Below are 26,211 nucleotides of genomic sequence, written 5' to 3'. Positions count from 1 at the left end.
TACGCCACTGACAGTGACCGTGCCGGGTGTCAGCGCAACCGAGGCGCCCGGGCCCGCGCGTCCACCGCCGTGTCCGTCCGCTCCACCGTGTCCGCCAGTGCGCGCGCCCACCCGGCCAGCCCGGCGAGGTCCATCCCGTGGGGCCGCGCCTGCCCCGCGCCCTCCGCCCATTCCTCGACGGCCCTGGCGCCGCGCCGCAGCAGCCGCGCCCCGCCCGTGCGGTTCCCCCGGGCCGCGTGTGTCAGACCCACCGCGAGCTGGGCGAGCCCGCGCCACAGGGCGCGCTCCGACTCGGGGCCCGACTTCCAGGCGTCCTCGAAGACCTCGTGCGCGTGAAACGGCTTCCCGGCGTCCAGCAGGTCCTGAGCCTCGGCGACGCTCTCCTGCGGCGTGCGGATGACGCCCTCGGGCTGCCGCTTCACCCCGGCCGTGCCGTACGGCAGGGGCCGGCCGAGCCCGTCCCGCGGCCTGGCGTTGCGCGCCCGCCCTTCGCCGTCCCGGTCCCGGGCGCCGACGGACCGGCCGCCACGCGTACCTCCTGTGCTGCCCAAACGGTCCATACGGCGATTGTCCCGCGCCCGGGCCCTCTTCGGCGCAGCGCCCGGTGTGGGGTAAAGTGCTGTTCGCGCGATCACACGGCACGCCGTGCGAAGCGCACCGGGACGTGGCGCAGCTTGGTAGCGCACTTGACTGGGGGTCAAGGGGTCGCAGGTTCAAATCCTGTCGTCCCGACGGGAGCTCGCTCCGAAGTCGCAGATCAGGGGCCGTTTCAGAGGAGATCTGAAACGGCCCCTTGATCGTTCTTGGGGACCGGTTGGGACCGGCGCACCTGGCTGGGGCGAAGCGCACCTTGACCCGGTCAAAGTGCGCCATACAGTCCGTGATCGTGCCTATGGTGCGGGTATCAGACCAACGACAGGTGCCGCGGCGCCGGCATGGTGGCAGGAAGCACGAGGGGCCGGCGTCCCAGGTGGTGTAGTGCGGTCGTCGGACCGTGTACGGGGGCTGGAAGTCGAGCGGCCGGCGTTCCTGCTTTGCCCGCCTCAGCCACCCGCCGACCTGTCCGGGGCTCAGCCGAAGACTGCGGACAGGTCCCTCCTCAGGGTGGCGGGATTGCCCGGCGGGACCGCTGGCGGCTTCAGGGCGACAGAGGAGCCGAAGCCGACTCTCGACTTCCCCTGCAGTCACCAACTCCACGCTACGAGGGGAGACGCAGGCCTGACCCGTCACGGTCCTGTCTTCGAGGTGAATGCGGACGCTTTCCTCCCGCCTGCCGGTGTACCTCTGCGGTGTCGCAGCGCCCACAACGCGACGGGAGCTCCCGCCCCGACCAGCGCTGACGCCACACACAGACCGGCTTGATAGCCGGAGAGAAAGGCATCCGAGTCATCGGCCCCGGCTGCGGCCGCGGCATGGTCCACGAACGACACGATGGCGCCCACCAGCCCGATCCCGACGACTCCGGACGCCTCACGGACGGCGCTGAACAATCCGGCCGCGATTCCGGAGAGGTGATCGGGTGAGGATTCCAGGGCGCGGGTGGTCATCGGAATGGCGAGCGCGGAGCCGAAGCCGATGGCCGAAAGGCCGGGCAGAATATGGACTAGGCTCCCTCCGGAGCTGCCCAGCGCGGCCATCAGCAACCCCAGACCGACCAGGAGCAGACCCGCGGCGGACATCCGGCCGTCTCCCCAGCGGCGCGCCATACGCGCGATGAATGGGGTGGTGACGATCAGGGAAAGGGCCACGGGAATGAATGCCAGCCCGGCCGGCGTCGGGGCGAGACCGAGGCCGTTCTGCAGAAACTGGGACGTGAAGAAAAAGACTCCGCTCACGCTCAGACCCCACAGCAGCTGAGTGATGATTCCGCCGACGAAAGGGCGTTGCCGGAAGAGGAGTCGCAGCACGGTGTTCCGGCGCGATGTCAGTTCGTAGGAAAGGCCGGCGGCCGATACCGAGATGATTCCCGCTGCCGTGGCGAAGCGGATGCTGCCGAAACCCTGTTCGGGCCCTTCGATCAGGCAGTAGGCGAGGGCCGCCAGCGAGCAACAGGCCAGCGCGACGACGCGGAGCGAGAGCGTGGCCGAGGGGGTGGACGCGGCACGGGGCGAGGGTCCGGGCCGGGGGACGAGGAAGCCGACGAGGAGACTGGCGCAGCCCAGCGGCGTGTTCATGGCGAACACGGACTCCCAGCCCAGGTGTTGTGTCATGACGCCGGAGACCACGGGGCCGCAGGCCAGCGCGGTGGCCAGCACGGCGGTGGTGGCGCTGAACGCCGCATTGCGCGCGCGAGGCGGCAGATCGTGCGACAGGATCGCCAGTGCGGCCGGCAGGATCAGCGCCGCGCCCGCTCCCTGCAGCCCCCTACAGGCGATCAGCGCCATCCCCGAGGGCGCCGTACTGCACCCGACCGATGCGAGGGTGAACAGGGCGACACCGAGCGAGAGCGTCGCACGCCGCCCGACGGTGTCGGCCAGATGCCCGCCCAGCAGCAGAAGGCTGGCGAGGGTGAGAGGGTAAATGGCCGCAACCCATTTGAGGTCGGCCTCACTCAATGCGAGTTCGGCCTGGATCTGGGGCAGGGCCACATTGACGACGGTGTTGTCCAGGGCCGTCATGAAGGACGGCAGCAGTACGGCCACGAGGATTGCGAGGACACGCAGTCGGCTCACGATACCTGCCTTGAGCGGCACGGACGGTGGTAGGAGGCCGCCACGTTCTGCGCGCCCTTTCTTCTCACTCTGCCTCGCGGGCAGGGCAGGCGCGACTCCCGAACGCCCTGATTACGGTATTCGGCGTGCTGTCGGAAAGTGCCGCTCGGTGTCCCAGCGTCGGCCGGGCGGGGAACTCGGCGTGGCGCTGCGATCTCGGTACGACGTTGTGATTGGCTGATAGTGCTACTGCCACTATCCATGGGGAATCGGTGACGGGCGGCGACGACTGTCGTCAATTCGCCTGACAGGCCGACAGCTTAGGAGCCCCGTGGCCTGTCGAGAACGAAGGTTCGGTGACTTAGTGCTGGAAACCGTGAACGACACGATCAGTCATCATCTCGCCCGGGCCGCGGCGCAGACACCCGATGAAAAAGCGTTCACTTTCGTGGACTTCAGCACCGATCGCGACGGAGTCTCCAGATGTCTGACATGGCGCCAACTGGAGCAGCGGGTACGTACCCTCGCGGCGGTCCTGCGTCACAGCGGCGCGGCCGGCGAACGGGTGGCCGTCGTGGGCCCACAGAACCTGGACTACGTCGTCGGCTTCCTCGCGGCCACGTGCGCCGGTGCGATCGCCGTTCCCCTGTTCCCCCCGGGTCTGCCGGGCCATGCGGAGAAACTGGCCGCCGTGCTCGCCGACGCCGACCCGGTGCTCGCCCTCACCAGCCCCGACTCGCTCCAGGCCGCGGAGAAGTTCTGCGCCGACCAGTACGGCCTCCGGGTGCGCGTGGTCACCGAGGAGGATCTGCTCTCGGGTTGGGCGGCAAGTGCCGAACCGACGGGCGGTGAGCCCTCTCATCCGCGCCCCGAGGACTGTGCCTATCTGCAGTACACCTCGGGCTCCACCCGCATGCCGTCCGGCGTGGAGATCACCCACGCCAACGTCTGCGCCAACGCACGTCAGGCGCTGCAGGCGTACGACCCCCGAGCCGGGCGCAGATGCACCGTCGGCTGGCTTCCGCTGTTCCACGACATGGGGCTCGTGCTGGGGATCGTGGCTCCTGTCGTCGGCCACATCCACTCCGTCCTCATGGATCCCCTGGCCTTCGTGCTGCAGCCCGTCCGATGGCTGCGGCTGCTCAGCGCATACCCGGGAGCGCTCACCGCCGCCCCCAACTTCGCGTACGACTACTGCGTGCGCCGCGTCACCGACGAGGAGCGCGCGACGCTGTCGCTGGGATCGGTCGCCGTCATGGCCAACGGCAGTGAACCCATCGCCGAGCAGACGCTCCAGCGGTTCCAGCAGGCCTTCGCCCCGGTCGGCGCGGTCCCCGCAGTGATGCGCCCTTCCTACGGGCTGGCCGAGGCGACCGTGTTCGTCTCCGCCTCACCGGCCGGTGAGGAACCGACCGTCACCTCCTTCGACCGTGACGCGCTGGCAGCAGGCATCGCCCGGCCGGCCGAGGGCACCGAGGGACAGGCCGTGACCCGCCTGGTCGGCTGCGGACGGCCCACCGACCAGGAGGCCGCGATCGTCGACCCGGCGAGCCTCGTCCGGCTGGAGGACGGGCGGGTGGGGGAGATCTGGCTGCGCGGCCCCAACATCGGACGCGGCTACTGGGGACGCCCGGAACAGAGCGAGGCCACCTTCCGTGCCACCCTCCACGGCGACGACCCGGGCGAGGCGGCGCATCACTGGTTGCGCACGGGAGACCTCGGTATGTGGCACGACGACCACCTCTACATCACCGGTCGCATCAAGGATCTCGTGATCATCGACGGGACCAACCACTATCCGCAGGACATCGAGCACACCGTCGAGAGCGCCCACCCGGCGATCCGCCGCCATCACACCGCGGCGTTCGCCGTCCCCACCGATGACGGCGAACGCCTGGTCGTCGTCGCCGAGCACACCCGTGACCTCGCGGAACCCGGCAGGGTCCGGGACGAGGCGACACGCGCCGTACGCGTGGCGGTATCCGCCGCTCACGCCACCGCGATGCACGACTTCGTCCTCGCCCGGCCCGGCACCGTACCCCGCACCACCAGCGGGAAGGTCGCCCGCAGCGCCTGCCGTGAGCAGTACCTCCGGGGTGCCTGGACCTCCGACACCCACGTTCAGAGGGAGACGCACAACGTATGAACCAGCCAGGCGGACACCAGGAGCCGGTCGAGGGCGACGCCCGGGCCACCTCCTCCACCACGGACGGCCGCTCCGGACCGGGCGCTGCCGAACTGCGGAACGCACTGGTGCAGTTGGTCTCGGACATCAGAGGCATCCCGCCGGAACAAATCGACGACGGCCGGCCTCTGGCGGAGTACGGCCTCACCTCCCGTGACGCCATCGGTCTGACCGGCGAACTGGAGAAGAAGCTCGACCGATCACTGTCCGCCACGCTGCTGTGGGAGCACCCCACCATCGGACAACTCGTCGCCGCCCTGACGAAGACCGACCGGTCCGATGCCGCGCAGCCGGACCGGCAGCCCCGTACGGCCGACGAGGCGGCCACCACCGCCCGCACCGACGACGATGCCATCGCCGTCGTCGGTATCGGCTGCCGTCTGCCCGGCAACGTTCACGGGCCGGACGCGTTCTGGGAGCAGCTCACGGCGGGAAGGGACGCGGTCGGCCAGGTGCCCGAAGAACGCTGGCCGAACTTCGCCGGCTCAGCGCCCGACGTCACCGCACTGATGGAATCCACCACACGGTGGGGCGCCTTTCTCGACGACATCGAGGGATTCGACGCCAAGTTCTTCGGCATCACGCCCCACGAGGCCGAAGTCATGGATCCCCAGCAACGGCTGCTGCTCGAAGTCATCTGCGAGGCGCTGGACCATGCGGGCGTACCCACCAACGCCCTGCAGTCCACCCCCACCGGCGTCTTCGTCGGCCTGAGCGCTCTCGAGTACGGGCATCTGACCACCTCGGATCCCGCGCGACTGACCCCGTGGACCAGCACCGGAGCCGCCGGCAGCATCGTCGCCAACCGCGTGTCCTATCTGCTCGACCTCCGCGGCCCCAGCATCACCGTCGACACGGCCTGTTCGTCGTCCCTCGTGGCCGTGCACCTGGCCTGCCGCAGCCTGCGCAGCGGGGAGTGCGACACGGCACTCGCCGCCGGAGTCAACCTGCTCCTGTCCGCGGCGGTCACGGCCTCGCTCGAACAGGCCGGCCTGCTGGCCGCGGACGGCAGGTGCAAGGCCTTCGACGCCGCGGCGGACGGAATCACCCGTGGTGAGGGCTGCGGCGTCGTCGTGCTCAAGCGGCTCGCCGACGCCCGGCGCGACGGCGACAGGGTGCTCGCCGTCATCAGGGGCACCGCCGTGAACCAGGACGGCCGGTCGGCGGGCCTCATGGCGCCCAACCCGGCGGCGCAGGAGGCGCTGCTGCGCGACGCCCTGCGCGACGCGCGCATCGACGCGGCCGACATCGACTACGTCGAGGCGCACGGGACGGGCACCCTGCTGGGGGACCCCATCGAGGCGACCGCCCTCGGAGCGGTCGTCGGACGTGTCAGACAGCCCGACCGGCCCCTGCTGATCGGATCGGTCAAGACCAACCTGGGCCACCTCGAAGGCGCGGCCGGCATCATCGGCCTGATCAAGACCGCGCTGGCCCTGCATCACGGCCGTATCCCGGTCAGCCTGCACTTCCGCAGCCCCAACCCCCACATCGACTTCACCGAGCTGGGCCTGCGCGTGGTCTCCGAACCAACCGCATGGCCCACCTCCGGGGACCGTCCGGGGCGCGCCGGTGTGTCCGCCTTCGGCTTCGGCGGTACGAACGCCCACGCCGTACTGGAGCAGGCGCCGCCGACCGCCGCGCAGCCCACGCGGGACGAGGACGAAGAGGCCGGCCGGCCGCACATCCTGGTGGTGTCCGCACGCTCCTCGGACCGGCTCGCGGACGTGGCCGTGAGTCTGTCGCGATGGGTGGCCACCGACGGCGCGCCCGCCCTCACCGACATCGCCCACACGCTCGTCTCGCACCGCCGTGGCCCGTCCTGCGCCGCCGTCGTCGCGCGGACCCGCCCCGAGGCGGCTGCCGGGCTGGCCGCGCTGGCCCGGGGGGAGAAGGTTCCCGGCGTGGTCGCCGCGTGCACCGACGCACGAGCGGCGCAGTCGTTCACCGCGCGTCGACCGGTCTTCGTCTTCTCCGGTTACGGCTCCCACTGGGAGGGCATGGGGCGGCGCCTGCTGGCCGACGACGCCCTCTTCGGCGCCCAGGTGTCCGCGCTCGACGCGGACTTCCTCACGGAGACCGGCTCCTCACTGACGGACATGCTCATGTCCGACGCGGACCGGACGGTGGACCGGATCCAGCCGCTGCTCTTCGGACTCCAGCTGGCCCTGGCGCGGACCATGCGGGCCTACGGCGTGGAACCGGCCGCCGTCATCGGCCACTCGATGGGCGAGGTCACCGCCGGCGTGTTCGCCGGCGCCCTCGACGACCGCGACGGACTGCGCGTCATCGTCCGGCGCTCGGCCCACCTCGCCACCCTCGAAGCCGAACACACCGGCGCGATGGCCGCCGTGGAGCTTCCCATGGAGTCCCGGGCGGCCGTCCTCAGCCGCTTTCCCGGGGTCGAGGTCGCCGTCCACTCCTCGCCCCGACGCTGCACGGTGGCCGGACCGGTCCGAGCGGTGCGCGACCTGGTGGACGAGCTGACCGAGCAGGGCCGGCTCGCCCGACTGCTCGAAACTGGTGGAGCCGTGCACTCGGCCCTGGTCGATCCCATCCTGACGCCACTGCGCGAGGATCTCGGCGACCTGCGCCCGCACACCCCCACCACACGCTGGTACAGCACAGTCCTCGACGATCCCCGCGCAGGCACGGCGGCCGACACGGGCTACTGGTGCGCCAACGTCCGCCGCCCGGTGCGTCTGCAACAGGCGGTGACGGCGGCGGCCGAGGACGGCCACACCCTGTTCCTGGAGATCTCGCCCCACCCCATCGTCGTCGTCCCGCTCGCGGAGAGCCTCGACGCCACACCGGCGGGGGACCAGGCCCTGGTCGTCCCGACCCTGTACAGGAACACCGACGACACCGTCCAGGTCCGCGCCGCGCTGGCCAGGCTGCACTTCGCCGGCGTCACGCTGCATGCCGGGCTGTGGCCTGCCGGTGCGCGCACCGCACTGCCCACCCCTGCCTGGCGGCACGAACGGTTCTGGTTCCCCCGACCCGCCCAGTCGACCGAAGCCGGCGGCCATCCCCTGCTGGGGGTGCGCACCGACGACCCGAGGACCGGCGCCGTGCTGTGGCAGGGAGACGTCGGCACACGCCGGCACGGCACCCGCAGCACGGTCCACGGCAGAGCGGTGCTGACCGTCGTCGAGGCCGCGGAGATGATGATCGAAGTCGGCCTGGACCTGTGGGCCCGGGAGGGCGCCACCCACCTCGGCATCGAGGACCTGCAGATCCATCAGTGGCTCGCCATCTCCAGCAGCACCCCCCTGACCGCGGTGTGGGAACCGGCTTCCGGCACGCACGGAACCGTCACCCTCCACGCCCGCGGCTCCGGCACCACGTGGCGCTGCTACGCCTCGGCCCGCGTCACCCGTGCCCCGGAACCCCAGGGCGAGCCCGACCTCGGGGCGGAACCGGCGCCGGCCCTCGTCCGGCACTTCGTCCCCGAGGACCACCGGCCCCACAACCGGTCGTCCTACGCACATGTCCTGACCGCCATGCTGGAGGCGCAGAGCGCCGCGGACACACCACCGGGCGGCGACCGCGCCGTCCAAGGCGCCGCGCAGACCGTCCCGGTCGGCGTACGGTCCCTGCACATCAAGGCGCCGGGCGTCCTCGACACCGACTACGACATCCGCTGCACGCCCGTCGACAGCGCCGGCCCGGCGGACGCGGACACCGACCAGTGGCACCTCTCCGCCCTGGGCGACACGAGCGAGATCGTCGCCCGGTTCGTCCAGCTGCAGGCCGTCGAGCGGCGCGCGGTGCCCCGTTCCCTCGAGACGTGCACCTACGACATCCAGTGGGAGAAGTCCACCGTTCCGCTGCCGTCGCGCCGACTGCAGCGTGCCCTGCTCGTCAGCGACGAACCGGACGCCGCGGACGGCGCCACGGCCCTGCTCCTGGCGGCTCTGGAAGCCGGCGGTGTCGACGTCACGCCGACCGATGCCCGCGACGACGCCTGCGACGCCGTACTCGACGCCTGGCTGGAGGCCCCGCAGGACGGCCCGAGCGCCGTGGTCCTGTTCCTCCAGCAGCACGAACACGACGACGACATGCGGCCACTGCATACGGCGGCACGGTTGGCGCGCCGCCTGGCCGGCGCCACGCACCGGCAAGCGCCACGCCTGTGGATGGCCACCGTGCTGGCACAGGCGACAGGGTCCGGGGAACCGGGGACGCCGTATCTCGCCTGTCTGCGTGGACTCGTCCGGGTCCTCACACTCGAACAACCCCATCTGCGGGCCTCGTTGGTGGACATCGACGAACAGCCCGGCGCGGTCGACGACCTCGCCCGCGAACTCCTCGCGGGCGGCGACGCGGACGAGATCGCCTGGAGGTCCGGAACACGGCTCACCGCCCATCTCGCCCGGGCCGACATCGGCGCACAGCGCAACGACAACGTGGCCTTCACCCGTCCCGACGGCGCGTACCTCATCACCGGAGGCCTGACCGGACTGGGCCTGGCGACAGCGTGCCGGCTCGCCGAGCAGGGTGCCGGGCGCGTCGTCCTCAACGGACGCCGTGCCCCGGGACCCGAGGCCCAGGCCGTCCTGGCCGAGCTGCGGGAACGGGGAACATCCGTCGCCGTGGTCCAAGGGGACATCGCGGACCCGGACGTGTCCACGAACCTGGTGCGTGCCGCCCTCGCCGAGGGCCACACCCTGCGCGGCATCGCGCACTGTGCCGGCGTCCTGCACGACCGCTTGATCACCGACCTCGAACCGGCGGACATCGACAGGGTGCTGCGGCCCAAGACCGTCGGAGCCCGGAACCTCGAGGCGGCCATCGCCGACCACGATCTGGACTGGTGGGTGATCTACAGCTCCGCCGCGGCACTTCTCGGCTCACCCGGACAGTCCGCCTACGCGGCCGCCAACGCCTGGCTCGACGCCGTGGCCCACCACCGCAGAGCCCGCGGCCTGCCCGCGACCTCCATCGCCTGGGGCCCCTGGGAGAACGTCGGCATGGCGGCCGGGAACCCGGTGCTGGCCCTGGAGCCCATCCAGATGAGCGAGGGAATGGACGTCCTGCAGGCACTCGTCACCCTCAATCGCGCGCACGTGGGCGTCGTCCACCTCGACACGGACCGCGTGCTGGGGGCGTTCCCCGGCCTGTCCGCCATCCCCTTCTTCTCCGACGTCCTTGGGGACGGTTCACCCGGCGCCGACGACTGGGTCGGCCCCCACGGCATCACGGCTCTCGGCAGTTCCGCCGCGGACCTGGTGTACTCACGCCTGGTCAGAAGAACGGCAGCCATCATGGGGTTCATGGTCGCCGAACTCAGCGAGACGATCCCGCTGACCGAACTGGGCCTGGACTCCCTGGTGGCGGTGCGCATCCGCAACGCGTTCCGCCAGGACTTCGGCATCGACCTGCCCGCGCCCTGGCTGCTGCGTGGTGCCAGCCTGCGTGAACTCGGCCGCGCGGTCCTCGAACAACTCGGTCTCGACGCCACGGAGCCGATGGCCGCCTCCCAGCCGACGGCGCCCGACGACACACGACAGGCCGAGCCGTCCCCACCCACGCTGCCGAGCTTCCTCGGGCCCAGGGACGCCGCTGAGCGGCTGGTTGCCAGGGCCTGGGCCGAAGTCCTGCAGCAAGCGCCCAAGGACATCCGGGAGGACTTCACCACCGCCGGCGGGGAACAGGCCGCCGCCGCGGCCATGGCGGACGCCATTCACCGGCGCCTGGGCGACGACACCGAGTTGAGCCTGACGGCCGACGCCATCCTCGCCCAGCGCACCGTCGCAGCCGTCGCGGAACTGATCCGGCCGGTCGTCAACCGAACCGGCCGGTCGGCGCTCACCACCCTGCGCCCCCCACTCGCCGGGTCGGAACGGCCCCCGCTGTTCACCTTCCACCCCGCCGGCGGCCCGACCTCGGTCTACCTGCCCCTGATGGGGCTGTTGCCGGCCGAACAGCCTGTGTACGGCCTGGAACGCGTCGACGAGTTGAGCACCATGGAGGAGAAGGCGGCCCACTACCGCACACTCATCCGTGACATCCAGCCGGAAGGGCCCTACCACCTGCTCGGCTGGTCCTTCGGAGGGTGTCTCGCCTACGAAGTGGCTCGTCAACTGAGGCAAGAAGGACAGGGCATCGGGTTCCTCGGACTGATCGACACCATCCTGCCCCCCGCCGTGCCGCAACCGGAATCACGGGAGTTCCTGCTCGAGCGTTTCGGTCGTTTCGCCGAATACATCGAGAAGACGTACGGGCACCGTCTTGACCTGCCCTACGAAGAGCTGGCGGCCACCCCGGACGATCAGCAGATCGACGTGATCATGCGTCTGGTCGCCGACGCAGGCCTCGACATGAGCCCAGGGATCATGGAGCACCAAAGGACCTCGTACGTCGATGCCCGCGTCGGCGAACGGTATGTCCCCCCTCCCCAGGAGGGCCCCGTGGTCCTCTACCGTGCCAAGCAACCGCAGCAGCTCACCACCGCTCTGGACCCGCGCTACCTCCGGCAGGACGCCGACCTCGGATGGGCGCCCCTGTGCCAGACCATCGAGATCGTCCCCGTCGAGGGCGACCACCTTTCCGTCATCGATCCCCCCCACGTCCAGACCATCGCGCAGCACGTCACCCGTGCCATGGGGTGGCCCACCCAGTGATCGGCGCACCGCGCCTGTTCCGTGGGGCTCACCTGCGGAACAGGCGCAACCGCTCCTCACCCACCCGAGCACGGGCCTGCGAGTCGATGACGCCGAGCCCGGTACGCGGAGCCAGACACAGCACACCAGCCTTGTGAAGGTTCGCACCGTGACTGCCGACGATCCGCTTCAGCCGCATGCACCGGTACCGGTTGTTCGTAGGTGTGCTCGTAGCCGGTACTGGATCCGCAGGCGACGACCGTTCCGCCTCGCCTCGCCTCGCCAGGAACACGGACACCGCGAAGGTCTTCATGCCGACGTGCTCGAACAGGACGTGCTGGTCCTCGCCGACCGCCTCGTGGCAGGGCAGGTCGTGCCGCGCCTCCCATCTCCCGGCCTTCCCTGTTTCCTTGGGGAACCGCAAGGTCGGCAACGGCTCGAACACGGCCGTCCAGACCGTGTTGCAGTTGACCGCAGTCGCCATGATGGCGATCAGCCTCGTCCGGAGCGAACTCGGGCATCGGCACGTTCCCGACGATCAGGGACTTACGTATGTCCTTGTCCTCGACGCCCTCGAACATGTCGACGTCGCAGGCGCGCTGGGAGGCTGCCGTGAAGTGGTCCGGAACAGGGACGAGGACGCCTCTCGCGTCCGTACCGGCTCGCTCCGACCCACGCGCGATGGCCTCACCGCGCAACCGCGCCGTCGGCGCACACCGCCTCGCCGGCCGCACCGCGATCACTGAAGCCACCCGCTGGGCCGGCCGAACCATGGACCGTCCCTTCACCGTCCTCGGACTGCCACATGGATCTTGAAATGGCGTGACCCGCGATGACTGCCACGGAAGGGGCGATGCCATTTCGCCTTCAATGCGGCTCATGGCTCACGAGTGCTTTCCACGACAGCCGCTGACCTGCTGCCCTGCCAACGCTGCTCGGCTGTACGGGCTACTGCCCTTCGTCGATCGGAGTGTCTGCTGGTGATGACCAACGCATTTCGTCATGCTCCCGGTTGTGTGGGTCACTTTCCTGAAGTACGCGAGAACGAATCTGGTGTGCCTCTGGCTCGCCGGCGCTCTCCTCTCGACCGAGGCGCATGCGGCTGAGCTGAGACCGGACGGCACGTCCGGGCATCACCACGCAGAGGCTCATGTCACTGCCGTGAAAACCATCGACGACCGGATGTTCGATCTCACGGTCAGTTCTCCGGCGATGGGAATGTCGATCCCGGTCCGCGTCATTCTTCCCGCGAGCTGGAGAAAAGAGCCGAAAGTCACCTTTCCGGTTCTCTACATGTTCCACGGCGGCAACGACGACTACACGTCCTGGACACGCGAGACAGATGTGGAAGCGTTGGCGGAGAACTCCGACGTGCTCATCGTCATGCCGGACGCCGGAAAGGCCGGCTACTACAGCGACTGGTTCGCCGGCGCTCCCCGCTGGGAAACCTTTCACACCGACGAACTCGTGCGGCTCATGGAGGAGGAGTACCGTGCGGGCCCCTCACGAGCCGTCGTGGGACTGTCCATGGGCGGCTTCGGCGCACTCAACTACGCGGCGCACCACCGGGGGATGTTCCGTTACGTGGCCTCAATGAGTTCTTACGTGGATCTGAACGACCCTGCCGTGCGCCTGGAACTCTGGCTCGGTACCGGGAAGGAGGGCATCGACATCAAAGAAGTGTGGGGCGACCCGGTGGAGAACGCCGAAGTCTGGCAAGCCCACAACCCCACTGCCATGCCGCGTTCCTTCCGTGGAACGCGCGTCCATCTGTCCGCGGGCAGCGGCGACCTCGGACCGTTGGACACGGGGCACTCACCCGATGTGGCGCTGGTGAGCATGCTGGGCGAAGCAGCGCTGTCGAAGCAGAACGAGAGCTTCGCGCGGTCGCTCCGCTCGGCGGGTGTCGACGTCACGACGCATGTGTACAAGCCGGGGACGCATTCCTGGCCGTACTGGCAGAACGAGTTGCACAGCATCTGGCCGACGGTCATGAAGTCACTCGGGTAGCGGTTTCATGCGGACAGTGGTGATCTTCGCCGCGGGATCGCGCGGCGACGTCCAGCCTTGCCTGGCCCTGGGGCGAGCACTGCTCCGTCGGGGCGACGCGGTAAGGATCCTGGCCAGCGTCCGCTATCGGCGTCTGATCGCGGAGGCGGGCCTGGACCTCCATCCCCTTCCGGTCGACCCCGCGGAAATCATCGACTCCGCCGAGGGGCAGGAGCTCCTCGCCGGACGACGGAACCCGGTGGCGTTCATCCGCCGTATGGACCGGGTCCTGCGGCCCTGCATCATGCCGATGCTGGAGGAGACGCAGGCCGGTGCGAAGGGAGCCGATCTGGTTCTGGCACCAACCTTCAGCTTCCTCGGCGTTCACCTGAGCCAGTACCTCCAAGTCCCGCACGCCGTCATTCACTTCCAGCCGAGCCAGCCCACGAAGGCCTTCCCGCACCCGTTCGCCCCGGCTGCCCGGATGCTGGGGGGCGTCGGCAACCGGCTCAGTTTCGGTGCGGTCGACCTCGGCTCCTGGATGGTGTTCCGGCGGTTCGTCAACGCATGGCGCCGGGAGAGCCTCGGCCTCCCGGAGCTCTCCCTGTCGGCCCCCTTCCGGCAGGTTCGCCAAGCCCCCGTGCTGTGTGCGTTCAGCCCCACGGTCGTACCGCGGCCGTCCGACTGGGGACCGAACGTCCACGTCACCGGCTTCTGGCACCACGACCAGCCGCTGTGGAAACCCTCACGGCGACTGCTTGCCTTCCTGGCCGACGGCCCCCCGCCCGTCTACGTCGGATTCGGCAGCATGAGGACCGGCGACCCCAAGGCGACCGACGCCCTCGTACGGACGGCCCTGCGTCGGGCGAACCTGCGCGGAGTGCTGCCAGGGGACCCCGCCACCAGCGAGGACGACATCCTCGTGGTCGGCGATACCCCCCACGACTGGCTGTTTCCGCGGATGGCCGCTGTCGTCCACCACGGCGGGGCAGGCACGACGGCCTCGGTGCTGCGCGCCGGAAGACCCTCGCTGATCTGCCCGTTCTTCGGGGACCAGCCCTACTGGGCCGCACGGGTGCACGAGCTCGGCGCGGGGCCCGCGCCCCTGCCGGTCCGTGAGCTCACCGTTGCCGCCCTAGCCCAGCGCCTGCAGGCCCTCACCCGGCACGCTTCCTACGCCGAGGCCGCGCGTCGGCTCGGCCGGGCCCTGGAAGCCGAGGACGGCACCGCCCGGGCCTGTCAGGTCCTGGACCAGTACGGGGTCGGCTCCGGGTGATCACGGGCGATCAAGACGTCCTCGAACACTTCCGTTGCCGGGCCCGGAGCGACTTCTGGGTCAGTAGCGTCAGGGGGCGGCCAGGCTGATGTCCAGGAGGTTCAGCCGGGAGGTTCAGTGAGAGCTGTTTCTGGAGGAGTGCGCCCGGGAAATCGACCCGGTCGTGCGGGGCTGGATCAGACGTACGACTGCAAGCGCAACGGCACGACCTCGCTGTTCGCCGCCCTGGCGGCCGCCACCGGAAAGATCAGCGCCGACGCCTGCTTCGAACGGCACAGCAACAAGGAATTCCTGGCCTTCCTCAAGCAGGTCGCCAAGGCCCACCCCCGGGTGTGGAACTGCACGTCGTCGTCGACAACTACGCCACCCACAAGCATCCCGACGGCAAGGCGTGGCCGGCGAAGAACTCCCGGATCACCCTGCACTTCACCCCAGCTTCCTGCTCTTGGCTGACCATGGTCGAGACCTTATTCGGGATCATCACCCGGCAGGCCATACGGTGCGGCACCTTCGAGTCCGTCCCCGACCTCAAGACCGCCATCCGTGCCTTCGTCGACGGCTACAACAGCCGCTGCAAGCCCTTCACCTGGACCAAGACCGCCGGCCAGATCCTCGACGAGATCAAGCGTAAATGGACTTCAAGCACGCGACACCAGTGGGCCGGGCTGGGCGATTGGATGTGATATGTGCTTGATATTGCCTTATGTGATCTTTAGTGTTCGCCGGGAGGGAAACGCTGCGAGGTCCGAGTCCCGTGCCACCGTCCGGAAGCGAGGTGTGGAGCGCGTGCACGCGAGGTGCGGCTGCCGGCCCGTTTCGGGTCGGAAGGGACGTCCCCGCGGGACGCGATGGCTGCGGGCGTTCGCCGTAGTGCCGTTGCTGGCGTCGGTGCTCGCTGCTTGTGACAGTGACGAGGGCTCCGGTGGGACCACCCTCAACTGGTACAACTTCCCCGACGACTCCGGTGCGCTCCAGAAGGCGGCCGACCGGTGCAGCCAGGCGTCGGGCGGCCGCTACAGGATCAGCTACAACAAGCTCCCGCGTGCCGCAGACGGCCAGCGCCAGCAGCTTGTCCGCAGACTCGCCGCCGAGGACGACTCGCTCGACATCCTGGGCCTGGACGTCACCTGGGCCGCCGAGTTCGCCGAGGCACGCTGGATCCGGGAATGGACGGGGGCGGCGAAGCGGCAGGCCGTAGAGGGCACCCTGCGGGTACCGCTGCAGACCTCGACCTGGAAAGGCAAGCTGTACGCCGTCCCGTACAACACCAACACCCAGCTCCTTTGGTACCGCAAGGACCTGGTGCCCACCCCACCCAGGACCTGGGCCGAGATGCTGGACATGGCGGGCGCCCTCGCCCGGCAGGGCAAACCGCACTTCGTGGAGATCCAGGGAGCCCAGTACGAGGGCCTGACCGTCTGGTTCAACACCCTGATCAACAGTGCCGGCGGCTCCATCCTCAACGCGAGCGCGACCGAGCCTTCGCTCGGTCCTCCTGCCGTGCGGGCCGCGGGGATCATGCGTGATCTGGCGAAGTCCCCGGCCGCGGACCCCTCCCTGCCCAACCAGATGGAGGACCAGAACCGCCTCGCCATGGAGTCGGGGGTGGCGGCGTTCGAGCTCAACTACCCGTTCGTCTATCCGTCGATGAAGGCGAACAACGCCGAGCTGTTCAAGAACTTCCACTGGGCGCCGTACCCTCGGGTCGACGCGAACCGCCCGGCACGGCCCACCGTCGGCGGCATCGATCTGGCTGTGAGCGCCTACTCGCGCCACCCCGACCTGGCCTTCGAGGCGGCGCTGTGCCTGCGAAACCGGGAGAACCAGCTCACCGCCGCGCTCGAGGGCGGTCTGCCGCCCACCCTGCGCGCCCTGTACGACGAGCCCGCGTTCACGAAGGAGTACCCCTTCTCCGGGGAGGTGCTGGCCGCCCTGGAGTCGGCGAGCGTGCGCCCGCTCACTCCGGCCTACCAGAACGTGTCGATCGCGGTCTCCCACACGCTGTCTCCGCCGGCCGGGATCAAACCGGAGAGCTCCGTCGACACCATCAGGGAGCAGATCGACGATGCCCTGCGATCCGAGGGTGTGATCCCGTGAACCACCTCCTCCCGCACCACTTGGTCAGCCGGCGCCGCAGTGCGCGGGCCTCGTCCTCGGACGGCCCGAGATGAGCACGCGGGCGCAACCGGCCGGAACCCCGCCGCCCCCCGAGGCGGAGACGGAGCAGGCGGGGCCGGACCGGGCGGCACTCTCGGCGGGCGCCAGGCAGGAGCGGCGGCTCGGCTGGCTGCTCTGCGCGCCCGCGGTCGTCGTCATGATCGCCGTGACCGCCTACCCCATCGGGTACGCCGTCTATCTGTCCCTCCAGCGGTACGACCTGCGCTTTCCCGGACGGGCGGAGTTCGTGGGCCTGAGCAACTACGGGGCAGTGCTGTCCTCCCCGTTCTGGTGGGACGCCTTCTGGGTCACGCTTTTCGTCACCGCCGTGTCAGTGGCGATCGAACTGGCCCTCGGAATGGGGCTCGCCCTGGTGATGCACCGCACGATCTTCTGGCGCGGCGTCGTCCGCACGTCGGTCCTCATTCCGTATGGGATCGTCACCGTGGTCGCCGCCTTCTCCTGGCAGTACGCCTGGACCCCGGAGCTCGGATACCTCGCCGAGTTGCTGCCCAGTGGAGAGGCCCCGCTGACCGAGCAGTGGCCCGCCCTCTGGCTGATCATCCTCGCCGAGGTGTGGAAGACGACGCCGTTCATGGCCCTGCTGCTGCTCGCGGGCCTCGCGCTGGTCCCCGTGGAGACCTTGAAGGCGGCCATGGTGGACGGTGCCACCGCCTGGCAGCGCTTCACCAGGATCATGCTGCCGCTGATGAAACCGGCCATCCTGGTGGCACTGCTCTTCCGCACACTCGACGCGTTCCGGATCTTCGACAACATCTACGTCCTGACCGCGGGCGCCCAGGGGACCGGCTCTGTGTCGATCCTTGGGTACGACAACCTGTTCACCTCGCTGAACCTGGGCATCGGGTCGGCGGTCTCGGTCCTGATCTTCATCTGCGTCGGGATCATCGCCTTCGCCTTCGTCAAACTGTTCGGCACTGCCGCACCGGGCGCGGAGGTGAAGCGCTGATGGCCGCGGCCGGAAAGACGCATGCCGCCCGATGGGGTGTCATGAACGTGGTGGTGGTGCTGTACGCCCTGTTCCCGGTGTGGTGGATCGCCGCGCTGTCGTTCAAGGACCCCAGCACCCTCACGGACGGCGACTTCGTCCCCAGGGATTGGACCCTGGAGAACTACCGGGGCATCTTCGACACCTCCGAGTTCACCCGCGCACTGATCAACTCGATCGGTATCGCCCTGATCGCCACGGTGATCGCGGTGGCGCTGGGCACCATGGCCGCCTATGCGGTGGCCAGGCTGCGCTTCCCCGGCAAACGGGTGCTCATCGGCATGTCCCTGCTGATCGCCATGTTCCCCCCGATCTCCCTGGTGTCACCACTGTTCAACATCGAGCGGATCATCGGGATCTTCGACACCTGGGTCGGGCTGATCATCCCGTACATGACCTTCTCCCTGCCGCTCGCGATCTACACGCTGTCGGCTTTCTTCCGGGAGATCCCCTGGGATCTGGAGAAGGCCGCCAAGGTCGACGGGGCGACGCCCGCGCAGGCCTTCCGGATGGTCATCGTGCCGCTGGCCGCGCCGGGCGTGTTCACCACGGCCATTCTCGTGTTCATCTTCTGCTGGAACGACTTCCTGTTCGCGATCTCGCTGACCTCCACCCAGTCCGCGCGCACAGTGCCGGCCGCGATCGCGTTCTTCACCGGGAGCTCCCAGTTCCAGCAGCCCACAGGGTCGATCGCCGCCGCCGCTGTGGTCATCACCATCCCGATCATTGTTTTCGTCCTGTTCTTCCAGCGGCGGATCGTCGCCGGACTGACCTCCGGGGCAGTCAAGGGGTGAACGGGCCGACCGCGGCAGACAGACCACCGGTCCGAGACACCGACCGCAGTACTCGGACCCGGAAGGCATGAAGGCAAGGAGGCCCATCCATGGCCGAGATCATCCTTGAGGGAGTCACCAAGCGCTTTCCCGACGGTGCCCTCGCCGTGAAGGACGTGGACCTCGAGATCGCCGACGGCGAGTTCGTGATCCTGGTCGGCCCGTCGGGATGCGGCAAGTCCACCACCCTGAACATGATCGCCGGACTTGAGGACATCACCGAGGGCACCCTGCGCATCGGAGACCGAGTCGTCAACGACCTGGCTCCCAAGGAACGCGACGTCGCCATGGTGTTCCAGAGCTATGCCCTGTACCCGCACATGAACGTCCGGGAGAACATGGGCTTCCCGCTACGCCTGGCCAAGGTGGACAAGGGCACCATCAACGCCAAGGTGACGGAAGCCGCCCGGATCCTTGACCTCACCGAGCACCTGGACCGCAAGCCCGCCAACCTCTCGGGCGGTCAGCGCCAGCGGGTGGCCATGGGGCGGGCGATCGTCCGTGATCCCAAAGCGTTCTTGATGGACGAGCCGCTGTCCAATCTGGACGCCAAACTCCGGGTACAGATGCGCACCCAGATCTCCCGGCTGCAGCGGCGCCTCGGCACGACCACCGTGTACGTCACCCACGACCAGACCGAGGCGATGACGCTCGGCGACCGCGTCGTGGTCATGAGACAGGGCCTGGTCCAGCAGATCGGCACACCTGCGGAACTGTACGACTTGCCGCGCAACATCTTCGTCGCGGGCTTCATCGGCTCCCCGGCGATGAACTTCCTGAACGCCACTTTGGAGGAAGGTGCCCTGCGCTCGCCCCTGGGCGACCTGGCCCTCGACGACCGTACGAGGCAGGCGCTGGAAAGGCAGAACGCGCCCCGCGAGGTCATCGTCGGGCTACGGCCGGAGGCATTCGAGGACGTGGCCCTGTCACACGACCGGGACCGGACGGGCCCGGTCTTCACCGCCACCGTGGAGGTACTGGAGTCGCTGGGCTCCGATGTGTATGTCTACTTCACCGCGGAGGGCGGGCCCGCGACGACCACCGAACTGGAGGAGCTCGCCAAGGACTCGGGCCTGCGCGACACCGGCGCCGACCCCCATCACATCGTGGCCCGCCTGGACGCCGCCACGCGTGCCCGCGAGGGCGAACCGGTAGAGCTGCAGGTCGACATGGCCAGGGCGCACGTGTTCGACCCGGTGACCGGAGCGACCCTTACGCATCCAGTGAGGGCGGACTGACGATGCACCACACGGGGCGCGATCCGCATCCATGTACCCGGCGATTCAAGAGGCGGCTGGTCCTTGTCGACTGCGCAGGCGTCCCGGAAAGGGGGTGTTCCGTGTGGAGGCGGCGCGTGGTGCCGGACACCACCGGCGGCCGGTGCAAGGCTCTCTTCTGAAGCGGTCCGGGGACCAGTTGGGGACCACACGGTGTGCGATGGTGCACGGGAGGGCTATCGACGCACAACACACGCCCGGATTAGGTCCGTTATGCGCCGATGATGTAGACGACCCGCACTTCCGGGGGTCAAGGGGTCGCAGGTTCAAATCCTGTCGTCCCGACGGGAGCATCGCTCCAAAGTCGCAGATGAGGGCCCTGTTTCCCTACGGTGAGGCAGGGCCCTTGATCGTTTCCATGCGCTGTCGTGTCACATTTCGTCACAAGCCCTGGTGGCGATCAGCCATCACCGTGAGACATCAGCCAAAGTGTCAGGCTGTCCAGCTCAGCGGGGGAACTTCATCGGTGCCGTACCCCACGTGCGGAGACATCTTCGGCCGGGCGGACGAGGCCCACCTGCCGCTGTGAGCACACCGGCTCTGATTGCCGCCGAAATACAGCTTGACGGATGATCTACTGCACAGACTGCCGCCGACGACCAGCGTGAGCATCCCGAGAACCGGTCACGCCAGCCCTTTGAACTGCGGTTTCAAGTTGGCGGAGGCTCATTGGTCCGCACAGGCCGTACACGCCTGGGCGCAGGCGATGCACTCCTCGATGCAGCGGGTGAGCTTGTCGCGGTCCACCTGACCCAGGTCGGTCGGATAGGTGGCGAGCATGTCCTTGACCGTGGTCATCACCGGTCCCCTCCCTCGTGTCGGTGCTGGAGGGCGGCGGGGCCAGGTTGGCCGCGCCTCTGCCTTCCGGCCCTTGCCCGGTTGACGCCGGCCCGGCGACACAAACGCGGTCGGGGCGCCCCTGGTCCGCCAGGAGCGCCCCGACCGCCTGGGCCTGTGGGTGCGTCAGTGGTGGGCGTGGACGACGGCGTGGCCCTTGCCGCGACCGATCATCCACTTGTTGACCGGCGTCGTGATCAGGAAAGCGACCGCGAACCCGCCCAGCAGAGCCGACCAGAACAGCCCGTCGGACAGGTGGGCGTCCATCGCGCCCGGTGTGAGGGCGACGATGGCGTTGTCGACGAGCTCCATCACGGCGATCGAAACGGTGTCGGCGGCCAGCGCGACCTTGATCGCGGACTTGAGGTCCAGACCGGCCCGGCGCACGGCGAACAGGGTGAACGAGTAGCCGAAGAGGAACGCCAGCGCGATCGCCAGGACCATGGTGGGCACGTTGCCCCACATCAGCGCGGTGCCGATGATCATGCCGAGGATCTCGCCGATGGCACAGCCGGTCAGGCAGTGCAGCGTCGCTTTCATCGCCATGGCCCAGGACACCCCCGCAAGGGCACTGTCATGTGCCGTGTGGTCGGCGTGACCATGGCTTTCGTGCGGGGTGCCCGTGTGGTGAGCGCTGTGATCCATGACCTTCCATCCCCATCCGTGCGGTGGCGTGGCCCGCGTCCGAGGCCAACGGTCACGAACCATATACCCCCTGGGGGTATTCCCCAAGTGGGGATTCCGGCTTTCGAACGGGCTGGGGAGCCCGGGCCGGGTTCGGCAGGGATCGGTGAAGTGTCTGCGGTCGCAGCCGCCGCACGGTCACGGCGCCTGTGGCATCGAGGCGAACAAGGGCGCCGCAAACAACGCCGATACACCGCCCGGGAGTGTCCCGCTTGGCGCGTCTCCAGGCGTGGCATGTTCCTGATCTTCTTCGTCCACGAGAAAGCGTGAAGTCCCGCTTCATCGGCGCTCAGGTGCCGGCGCTCACGCGGGGTCGGGGCTCGCCACGCCCCCGGAGACCGGCGGTGGGAGGGCAGCCATGATGAGTCCGGACGCGATCGCCACAGCAATCAGGCCATTTGCTGGCTCGTTCACCCGGTGTCTCTTGGGAGTTGGTCGATCACCCATACGGAGCCGCTAGGATCACGGCATGGTTACGGCTCGGTCGCCCCGGCTCATACCCTGGACCGGCATGGTTCCTGGGTCGTTGCTGCGTGTGCTGGCCTGGGTCGTGCTGCTCCTCGGCGTCGTGATCACACACGGCGTGCACGCTGAGAGTGCCGAGGGCCCCATGCCGACCAGTGTGATTTCATCTGGGGCGCTGCCGGACGTGGGGGCCCGAGGGGACGCGAAGGACCAGTCCCCGCACCGGGTGGCGGCAGCGGATGGCCACCGCGACGGTAACGGGCTGTCACATTCGGGTCAGCACTGCGCATCTGGGCAGCTGCCGCAGGGTTCGACCCTGGCGGCGCCCTGCTTTGCAGCATCTGTTCGCGAATCTGCCACCTCGGTGCATGCCCTCGCAGAGCGAGGCAAGCCCGGATTCGGTTTTCCCGGTGGTCCGTCATTCGTGGCCCTGAGAACCGCCGTGGTGCAGCAAGTCTAGAGCCAGGATTCCTCCAGCCGGCCTTCCGGTTTTCACCGGTTCGCCTGACCTGCACGGCGAGATCCGGATTCCGTCCACACGATGGGAATCCAGGTCGCACCAACGCCGTCCTACCCCCACCCATGCATGCTGCCCTCTCGGTACCACCGGGAGGTGACGGCCGCACGGAGGACCTGTGCCGTCATATTTCCGTATGCCGTTGTACGCACGGCGCATCTCGGCCGGCTCACCATGGCCGCGCCGGCTCGGCTCCCTGATCCGGGGTGTCCTGCTGGTGGCGATCGTCGTGTGCGCCGTCGGACACGGGCCCGGAACGGACGAGGAGCCGCACGGGCTCAAGCCCAGTGCCGTCGCAGCGTCAGAGGTGTCGCCGGGGGAGGCGCACCGGCACGGGCCGCATACTCCGCATCCGTCGCACGGTGCCGAGGAGTGCGTGCATGAGGCGGTCGTTCGTACGGCGGCCGAGGCACCGGAGCAGCCATCCCCCGGCGCGGACGCCCCGGCACCACTTGTCGCGGGGGCCGTGGCCCTCGGACGCCCCTCGGCTCTTCGGGGGACGCGCAGATGGAGCCTGCCAGGCAACGGCCGGACGCAACTCACCCGTACGGCCCGGTTGCGCATCTAGACCTCCCGCCCGCAGCCGGCATCGCAGGCTGCCGCGCGCCAGACGGTACCGAGCACGGATCTGCGATCCGAGCCGGTCGTCGAGGTGCGCGCGTGATGAATCCCGCCCTGTGCATTCATCGAGCGAGAGCGACAACATGCAGTCACTGACGTCTTCGCGGAAGACCACCTCCCCCTCCGGCCAGTCCGCGCTGTCGCAACTGGTGGGGAACACGCCCCTGCTGCGGGTCTCGGAGCCGCTGGCCCCGGCCGGACGCGGCTTCTGGGCGAAGCTCGAGGGCTTCAACCCTGGCGGCATCAAGGACCGCCCGGGGCTCCACATGGTCGAGCGGGCCCGGTCCCGCGGCGATCTGCGGCCCGGCGGACGGATCATCGAGTCCACCAGCGGAACGCTGGGCCTGGGACTGGCGCTGGCCGGCATGGTGTACGGCCACCCGGTCACCCTGGTCACCGACCCGGGGCTGGAGCTGTCCATGATCCGGCTGCTGACCGCGTACGGCGCCCAGGTCAACGTCGTCTCCGAGCCCCACCCGACCGGCGGCTGGCAGCAGGCCCGCCGTGAGCGCGTGCAGCGGCTGCTGGAGCGGCACCCGGACTCCTGGTGCCCGGACCAGTACAACAACCCGGACAACGTCGCCGCCTACACCCCCCTGGCCCTCGAACTCGCCTCCGAAATGGGGGACATCGACGTCCTGGTGTGCAGCGTCGGCACCGGCGGCCACTCCGCGGGCGTCTCCCGGGTGCTGCGCCAGCTGTACCCGGACCTGACGGTCGTGGGCGTGGACACCACGGGTTCGACGATCTTCGGCCAGCCCGCCCGGCCCCGCCTGATGCGCGGACTCGGCTCCAGCATCTACCCCCGCAACGTCGCCTACGAGAACTTCTCCGAGGTGCACTGGGTGGCCCCGCCCGAGGCGGTGTGGACCTGCCGGCAGCTCGCCGCCTCGCACTACGCCACCGGGGGATGGAGCGTGGGGGCGGTCGCCCTGGTGGCCGGCTGGCTGGCCCGGACGATGCCCGCGGACGCCCGCATCGTGGCGATCTTCCCCGACGGCCCGCAGCGCTACCTGGGGACTGTGTACGACGACGACTACTGCGCTGCCCACGGCCTGCTGGACTCACCTCCAGCTCCGGAGCCGGAGCTGATCGGCCGCCCGGACGAGAAGGAGGTCTCCCGTTGGACCCGGTGCACCACCGTGGTCGATCCCCTCACACTCCAGGACACGTCGCAGGAAGTCGCCAAGGACATCGGGGGTTCCGGGGACATCCCGAGCACCGAGTCCGAGGCTCCGGAGGGGAAGCGGTGAAGGGGCTGTACACGCAGGTGCGCTCGTACGAGGGCAGCGTCCAGCTGTTGATGGTGAATCAGTTCACCATCAACCTCGGCTTCTACATGCTGATGCCCTATCTGGCCGCCCACCTCTCCGGCACCCTGGGACTGGCCGGCTGGATCGTCGGACTCGTCCTGGGCGTGCGCAACTTCAGCCAGCAGGGCATGTTCCTCGTCGGCGGCACGCTCGCCGACCGGCTCGGCTACAAGCCGATGATCGTGGCCGGGTGCGTCCTGCGCACCGTCGGCTTCGCCACGCTCGGCCTGGTGGACTCACTGCCGGCCCTGCTCGCCGCCTCGGCGGCCACCGGACTGGCGGGCGCACTGTTCAACCCGGCCGTACGCGCCTATCTCGCCGCGGACGCGGGGGAGCGCCGAGTGGAGGCGTTCGCGCTGTTCAACGTCTTCTACCAAGCCGGGATTCTGCTCGGACCGCTGGTGGGGATGGTGCTGACCGGGGTGGACTTCCGCGTCACCTGCCTGGTGGCGGCCGGGATTTTCGCGCTGCTGTCCGTCGTGCAGATCCGAGCCCTTCCCGCCCGCCGCAAGAACGCGGGGGAAGAGCGGGAGGGGGACCGCGAGAGCGTGCTCGCCCAGTGGCGTGGCATCCTCGCCAACCGGCCGTTCCTGCTCTTCTCCGCAGCCATGATCGGCTCGTATGTACTGACATTCCAGGTCTACCTGTCCCTGCCCCTGGAAGTGCGACGGCTCGGCGGCGACGGGGAGTTCGGCACGGCCTCGGTGGCGGTGCTCTTCGCGGTCTCCGGACTGAGCACCATCCTCGGACAGACACGGGCGACCGCCTGGTGCAAGGCCCGCTACGAGCCCGGCCAGGCACTCGTGCGGGGCCTGGCGCTGATGGGTCTGGCGTTCGTGCCACTTCTGCTCGCCACCGCCGTGCCCGTACCCGGATCCGGCGTGGGGCTGTGGCTGCTCGCCGCGGTACCGCCGACGCTCGCCGCGCTACTGCTGGCCATCGGCACCATGATCGCCTACCCGTTCGAGATGGACACCATCGTCCGCCTCTCCGGCAACCGACTCGTCGCCACCCACTACGGTCTCTACAACACCATCTGCGGCATCGGCATCACCCTCGGCAACCTCCTCACCGGCGCCGCACTCGACGCGGCCCGCGCCGCCGGAATGCCTGCACTGCCGTGGATCTCCCTGACCGTGCTCGGCCTCGCCTGCGCGGCCGCCCTGCACGGCCTGCACAGCACCGGCCGCCTGAAGGCTCCCGCCCCCGAGCCGCAGCCCGCCACTGTCTGACCCACCGGCCCCCAGCTCCAGGGGCGGGCACCGATTGGTGCCCGCCCCGCTGGTCCTGCCCTGGTGACGGGCGACCCGTACCCGCAGCGACCGGTGCCGACCGGGTTGGTCCGCTGGGAGCCGGCAGACGGCTGACCGCCTGTCGGCTCCAAGGGACTCAGTGCGCGTGGCGTCGTCGACGTGTCCGGCCTCTCCCTCACCCTCGCTGTCCGTACTCGGAGAGGACTGGGGTGGCGTAGTCCCGCTCTCCTCGACGTGGCCGTGCCCTGGCTCCTGCCCCGTACTCTCCTCGTCCCCGGTCACCACCAGTCGGCCGTCGTTCCGGTCGAATCGGAGATCACCACCGGATGACGGGGTGCTCCGGGCTCTCACTCGCCACGGCCGGGACCCGGAGTCGTGGCGAATGCATCCACGGAGGGAAACCGTCTGAAGAGCCGGTGCCGCCGACTGTGTCGAGAGCGGCGTCGGCAAGTCGCAGGCGGTCGGCTGCCGCACGGTCATGCGGGCTGGCTGAAGGAGATGGCAAAGGCCCTCGGGCGTGGGACGGCGGTCCCTGCCTC

Annotated in this window: 14 protein-coding genes, 1 tRNA gene and 2 pseudogenes; 12 read left to right on the top strand and 5 right to left on the bottom strand. The window is 69.3% G+C overall.

Annotated features, from left to right (window positions below; genetic code table 11):
• Nucleotides 1–29: 29 nt before the first annotated feature.
• Nucleotides 30–560, bottom strand: a complete 531-nt coding sequence (locus tag B5557_RS06365; RefSeq protein WP_079658196.1) for a DUF309 domain-containing protein — start codon at nucleotides 558–560, stop codon at nucleotides 30–32.
• Nucleotides 561–658: 98 nt separating this feature from the next.
• On the opposite strand from B5557_RS06365, the gene B5557_RS06360 reads away from it, so the two are divergent.
• A tRNA-Pro gene (locus tag B5557_RS06360) sits at nucleotides 659–732 on the top strand.
• A gap of 494 nt (nucleotides 733–1,226) precedes the next feature.
• Here B5557_RS06360 and B5557_RS06355 read toward each other — a convergent pair.
• On the bottom strand, nucleotides 1,227–2,672 hold the full coding sequence (locus B5557_RS06355; RefSeq protein WP_143688146.1) for an MFS transporter: 1,446 nt from the start codon (nucleotides 2,670–2,672) through the stop codon (nucleotides 1,227–1,229).
• Nucleotides 2,673–3,015: 343 nt separating this feature from the next.
• On the opposite strand from B5557_RS06355, the gene B5557_RS06350 reads away from it, so the two are divergent.
• Together B5557_RS06350 and B5557_RS06345 are read left to right on the top strand one after the other, a co-directional pair.
• A complete protein-coding gene (locus tag B5557_RS06350; RefSeq protein ID WP_079658194.1) occupies nucleotides 3,016–4,797 on the top strand; it encodes a fatty acyl-AMP ligase in 1,782 nt (593 codons plus the stop codon).
• A complete protein-coding gene (locus tag B5557_RS06345) occupies nucleotides 4,794–11,462 on the top strand; it encodes a type I polyketide synthase (RefSeq protein WP_079658193.1) in 6,669 nt (2,222 codons plus the stop codon). Before B5557_RS06350 ends, B5557_RS06345 begins: the two co-directional genes overlap by 4 nt.
• A gap of 28 nt (nucleotides 11,463–11,490) precedes the next feature.
• On the opposite strand, the gene B5557_RS06340 is transcribed toward B5557_RS06345, so the two are convergent.
• Entirely contained in the window at nucleotides 11,491–11,925 is a 435-nt protein-coding gene (locus B5557_RS06340; RefSeq protein WP_331716826.1) for a hypothetical protein, read from the bottom strand.
• A 677-nt stretch (nucleotides 11,926–12,602) separates the two neighbouring features.
• On the opposite strand from B5557_RS06340, the gene B5557_RS06335 reads away from it, so the two are divergent.
• The 7 genes and pseudogenes from B5557_RS06335 to B5557_RS06305 all read left to right on the top strand — a co-directional run bounded on the left by B5557_RS06335 (nucleotide 12,603) and on the right by B5557_RS06305 (nucleotide 19,943).
• A complete protein-coding gene (locus B5557_RS06335; protein ID WP_159424335.1) occupies nucleotides 12,603–13,451 on the top strand; it encodes an alpha/beta hydrolase in 849 nt (282 codons plus the stop codon).
• 7 nt (nucleotides 13,452–13,458) lie between these two features.
• Nucleotides 13,459–14,706 (top strand): glycosyltransferase, encoded by a 1,248-nt coding sequence (locus B5557_RS06330; protein ID WP_079658191.1) that lies wholly within the window; start codon nucleotides 13,459–13,461, stop codon nucleotides 14,704–14,706.
• A gap of 156 nt (nucleotides 14,707–14,862) precedes the next feature.
• Nucleotides 14,863–15,389: pseudogene (locus B5557_RS06325) on the top strand (IS630 family transposase); the annotation flags it as partial.
• 205 nt (nucleotides 15,390–15,594) lie between these two features.
• A complete protein-coding gene (locus B5557_RS06320) occupies nucleotides 15,595–16,803 on the top strand; it encodes an ABC transporter substrate-binding protein (RefSeq protein ID WP_231976277.1) in 1,209 nt (402 codons plus the stop codon).
• Between the two features lie 70 nt (nucleotides 16,804–16,873).
• On the top strand, nucleotides 16,874–17,833 hold the full coding sequence (locus tag B5557_RS06315; RefSeq protein WP_079658189.1) for a carbohydrate ABC transporter permease: 960 nt from the start codon (nucleotides 16,874–16,876) through the stop codon (nucleotides 17,831–17,833).
• Entirely contained in the window at nucleotides 17,833–18,666 is an 834-nt protein-coding gene (locus tag B5557_RS06310; RefSeq protein ID WP_079658188.1) for a carbohydrate ABC transporter permease, read from the top strand. Before B5557_RS06315 ends, B5557_RS06310 begins: the two co-directional genes overlap by 1 nt.
• Before the next feature lie 89 nt (nucleotides 18,667–18,755).
• On the top strand, nucleotides 18,756–19,943 hold the full coding sequence (locus B5557_RS06305) for an ABC transporter ATP-binding protein (RefSeq protein WP_079658187.1): 1,188 nt from the start codon (nucleotides 18,756–18,758) through the stop codon (nucleotides 19,941–19,943).
• Between the two features lie 711 nt (nucleotides 19,944–20,654).
• Here B5557_RS06305 and B5557_RS06300 read toward each other — a convergent pair.
• Together B5557_RS06300 and B5557_RS06295 are read right to left on the bottom strand one after the other, a co-directional pair.
• Nucleotides 20,655–20,780, bottom strand: a pseudogene (locus B5557_RS06300) (four-helix bundle copper-binding protein); the annotation flags it as partial.
• 165 nt (nucleotides 20,781–20,945) lie between these two features.
• Nucleotides 20,946–21,464: a DUF4396 domain-containing protein gene (locus B5557_RS06295; RefSeq protein WP_079658186.1), complete on the bottom strand. Its 519-nt coding sequence runs from the start codon at nucleotides 21,462–21,464 to the stop codon at nucleotides 20,946–20,948.
• A 1,725-nt stretch (nucleotides 21,465–23,189) separates the two neighbouring features.
• On the opposite strand from B5557_RS06295, the gene B5557_RS06285 reads away from it, so the two are divergent.
• On the top strand, nucleotides 23,190–24,359 hold the full coding sequence (locus tag B5557_RS06285) for a PLP-dependent cysteine synthase family protein (RefSeq protein ID WP_231976276.1): 1,170 nt from the start codon (nucleotides 23,190–23,192) through the stop codon (nucleotides 24,357–24,359).
• Nucleotides 24,356–25,651 carry an MFS transporter gene (locus B5557_RS06280; RefSeq protein ID WP_079658184.1) on the top strand — a complete coding sequence of 432 codons (1,296 nt, stop codon included), beginning with the start codon at nucleotides 24,356–24,358 and terminating at the stop codon, nucleotides 25,649–25,651. The genes B5557_RS06285 and B5557_RS06280 overlap by 4 nt, the downstream gene beginning before the upstream one ends.
• Nucleotides 25,652–26,211 lie beyond the last annotated feature (560 nt).

The organism is Streptomyces sp. 3214.6 (genome assembly GCF_900129855.1).
GTDB lineage: Bacteria > Actinomycetota > Actinomycetes > Streptomycetales > Streptomycetaceae > Streptomyces > Streptomyces soliscabiei.
This window is presented reverse-complemented; position numbering and strand designations above follow the sequence as displayed.

Coding starts and splice junctions, on each gene's coding strand:
- B5557_RS06285 (WP_231976276.1), top strand. CDS start 23,190: ATGCAGTCACTGACGTCTTCGCGGAAGACCACCTCCCCCTCCGGCCAG.
- B5557_RS06315 (WP_079658189.1), top strand. CDS start 16,874: ATGAGCACGCGGGCGCAACCGGCCGGAACCCCGCCGCCCCCCGAGGCG.
- B5557_RS06365 (WP_079658196.1), bottom strand. CDS start 560: ATGGACCGTTTGGGCAGCACAGGAGGTACGCGTGGCGGCCGGTCCGTC.
- B5557_RS06305 (WP_079658187.1), top strand. CDS start 18,756: ATGGCCGAGATCATCCTTGAGGGAGTCACCAAGCGCTTTCCCGACGGT.
- B5557_RS06340 (WP_331716826.1), bottom strand. CDS start 11,925: ATGGCGACTGCGGTCAACTGCAACACGGTCTGGACGGCCGTGTTCGAG.
- B5557_RS06345 (WP_079658193.1), top strand. CDS start 4,794: ATGAACCAGCCAGGCGGACACCAGGAGCCGGTCGAGGGCGACGCCCGG.
- B5557_RS06330 (WP_079658191.1), top strand. CDS start 13,459: ATGCGGACAGTGGTGATCTTCGCCGCGGGATCGCGCGGCGACGTCCAG.
- B5557_RS06295 (WP_079658186.1), bottom strand. CDS start 21,464: ATGGATCACAGCGCTCACCACACGGGCACCCCGCACGAAAGCCATGGT.
- B5557_RS06310 (WP_079658188.1), top strand. CDS start 17,833: ATGGCCGCGGCCGGAAAGACGCATGCCGCCCGATGGGGTGTCATGAAC.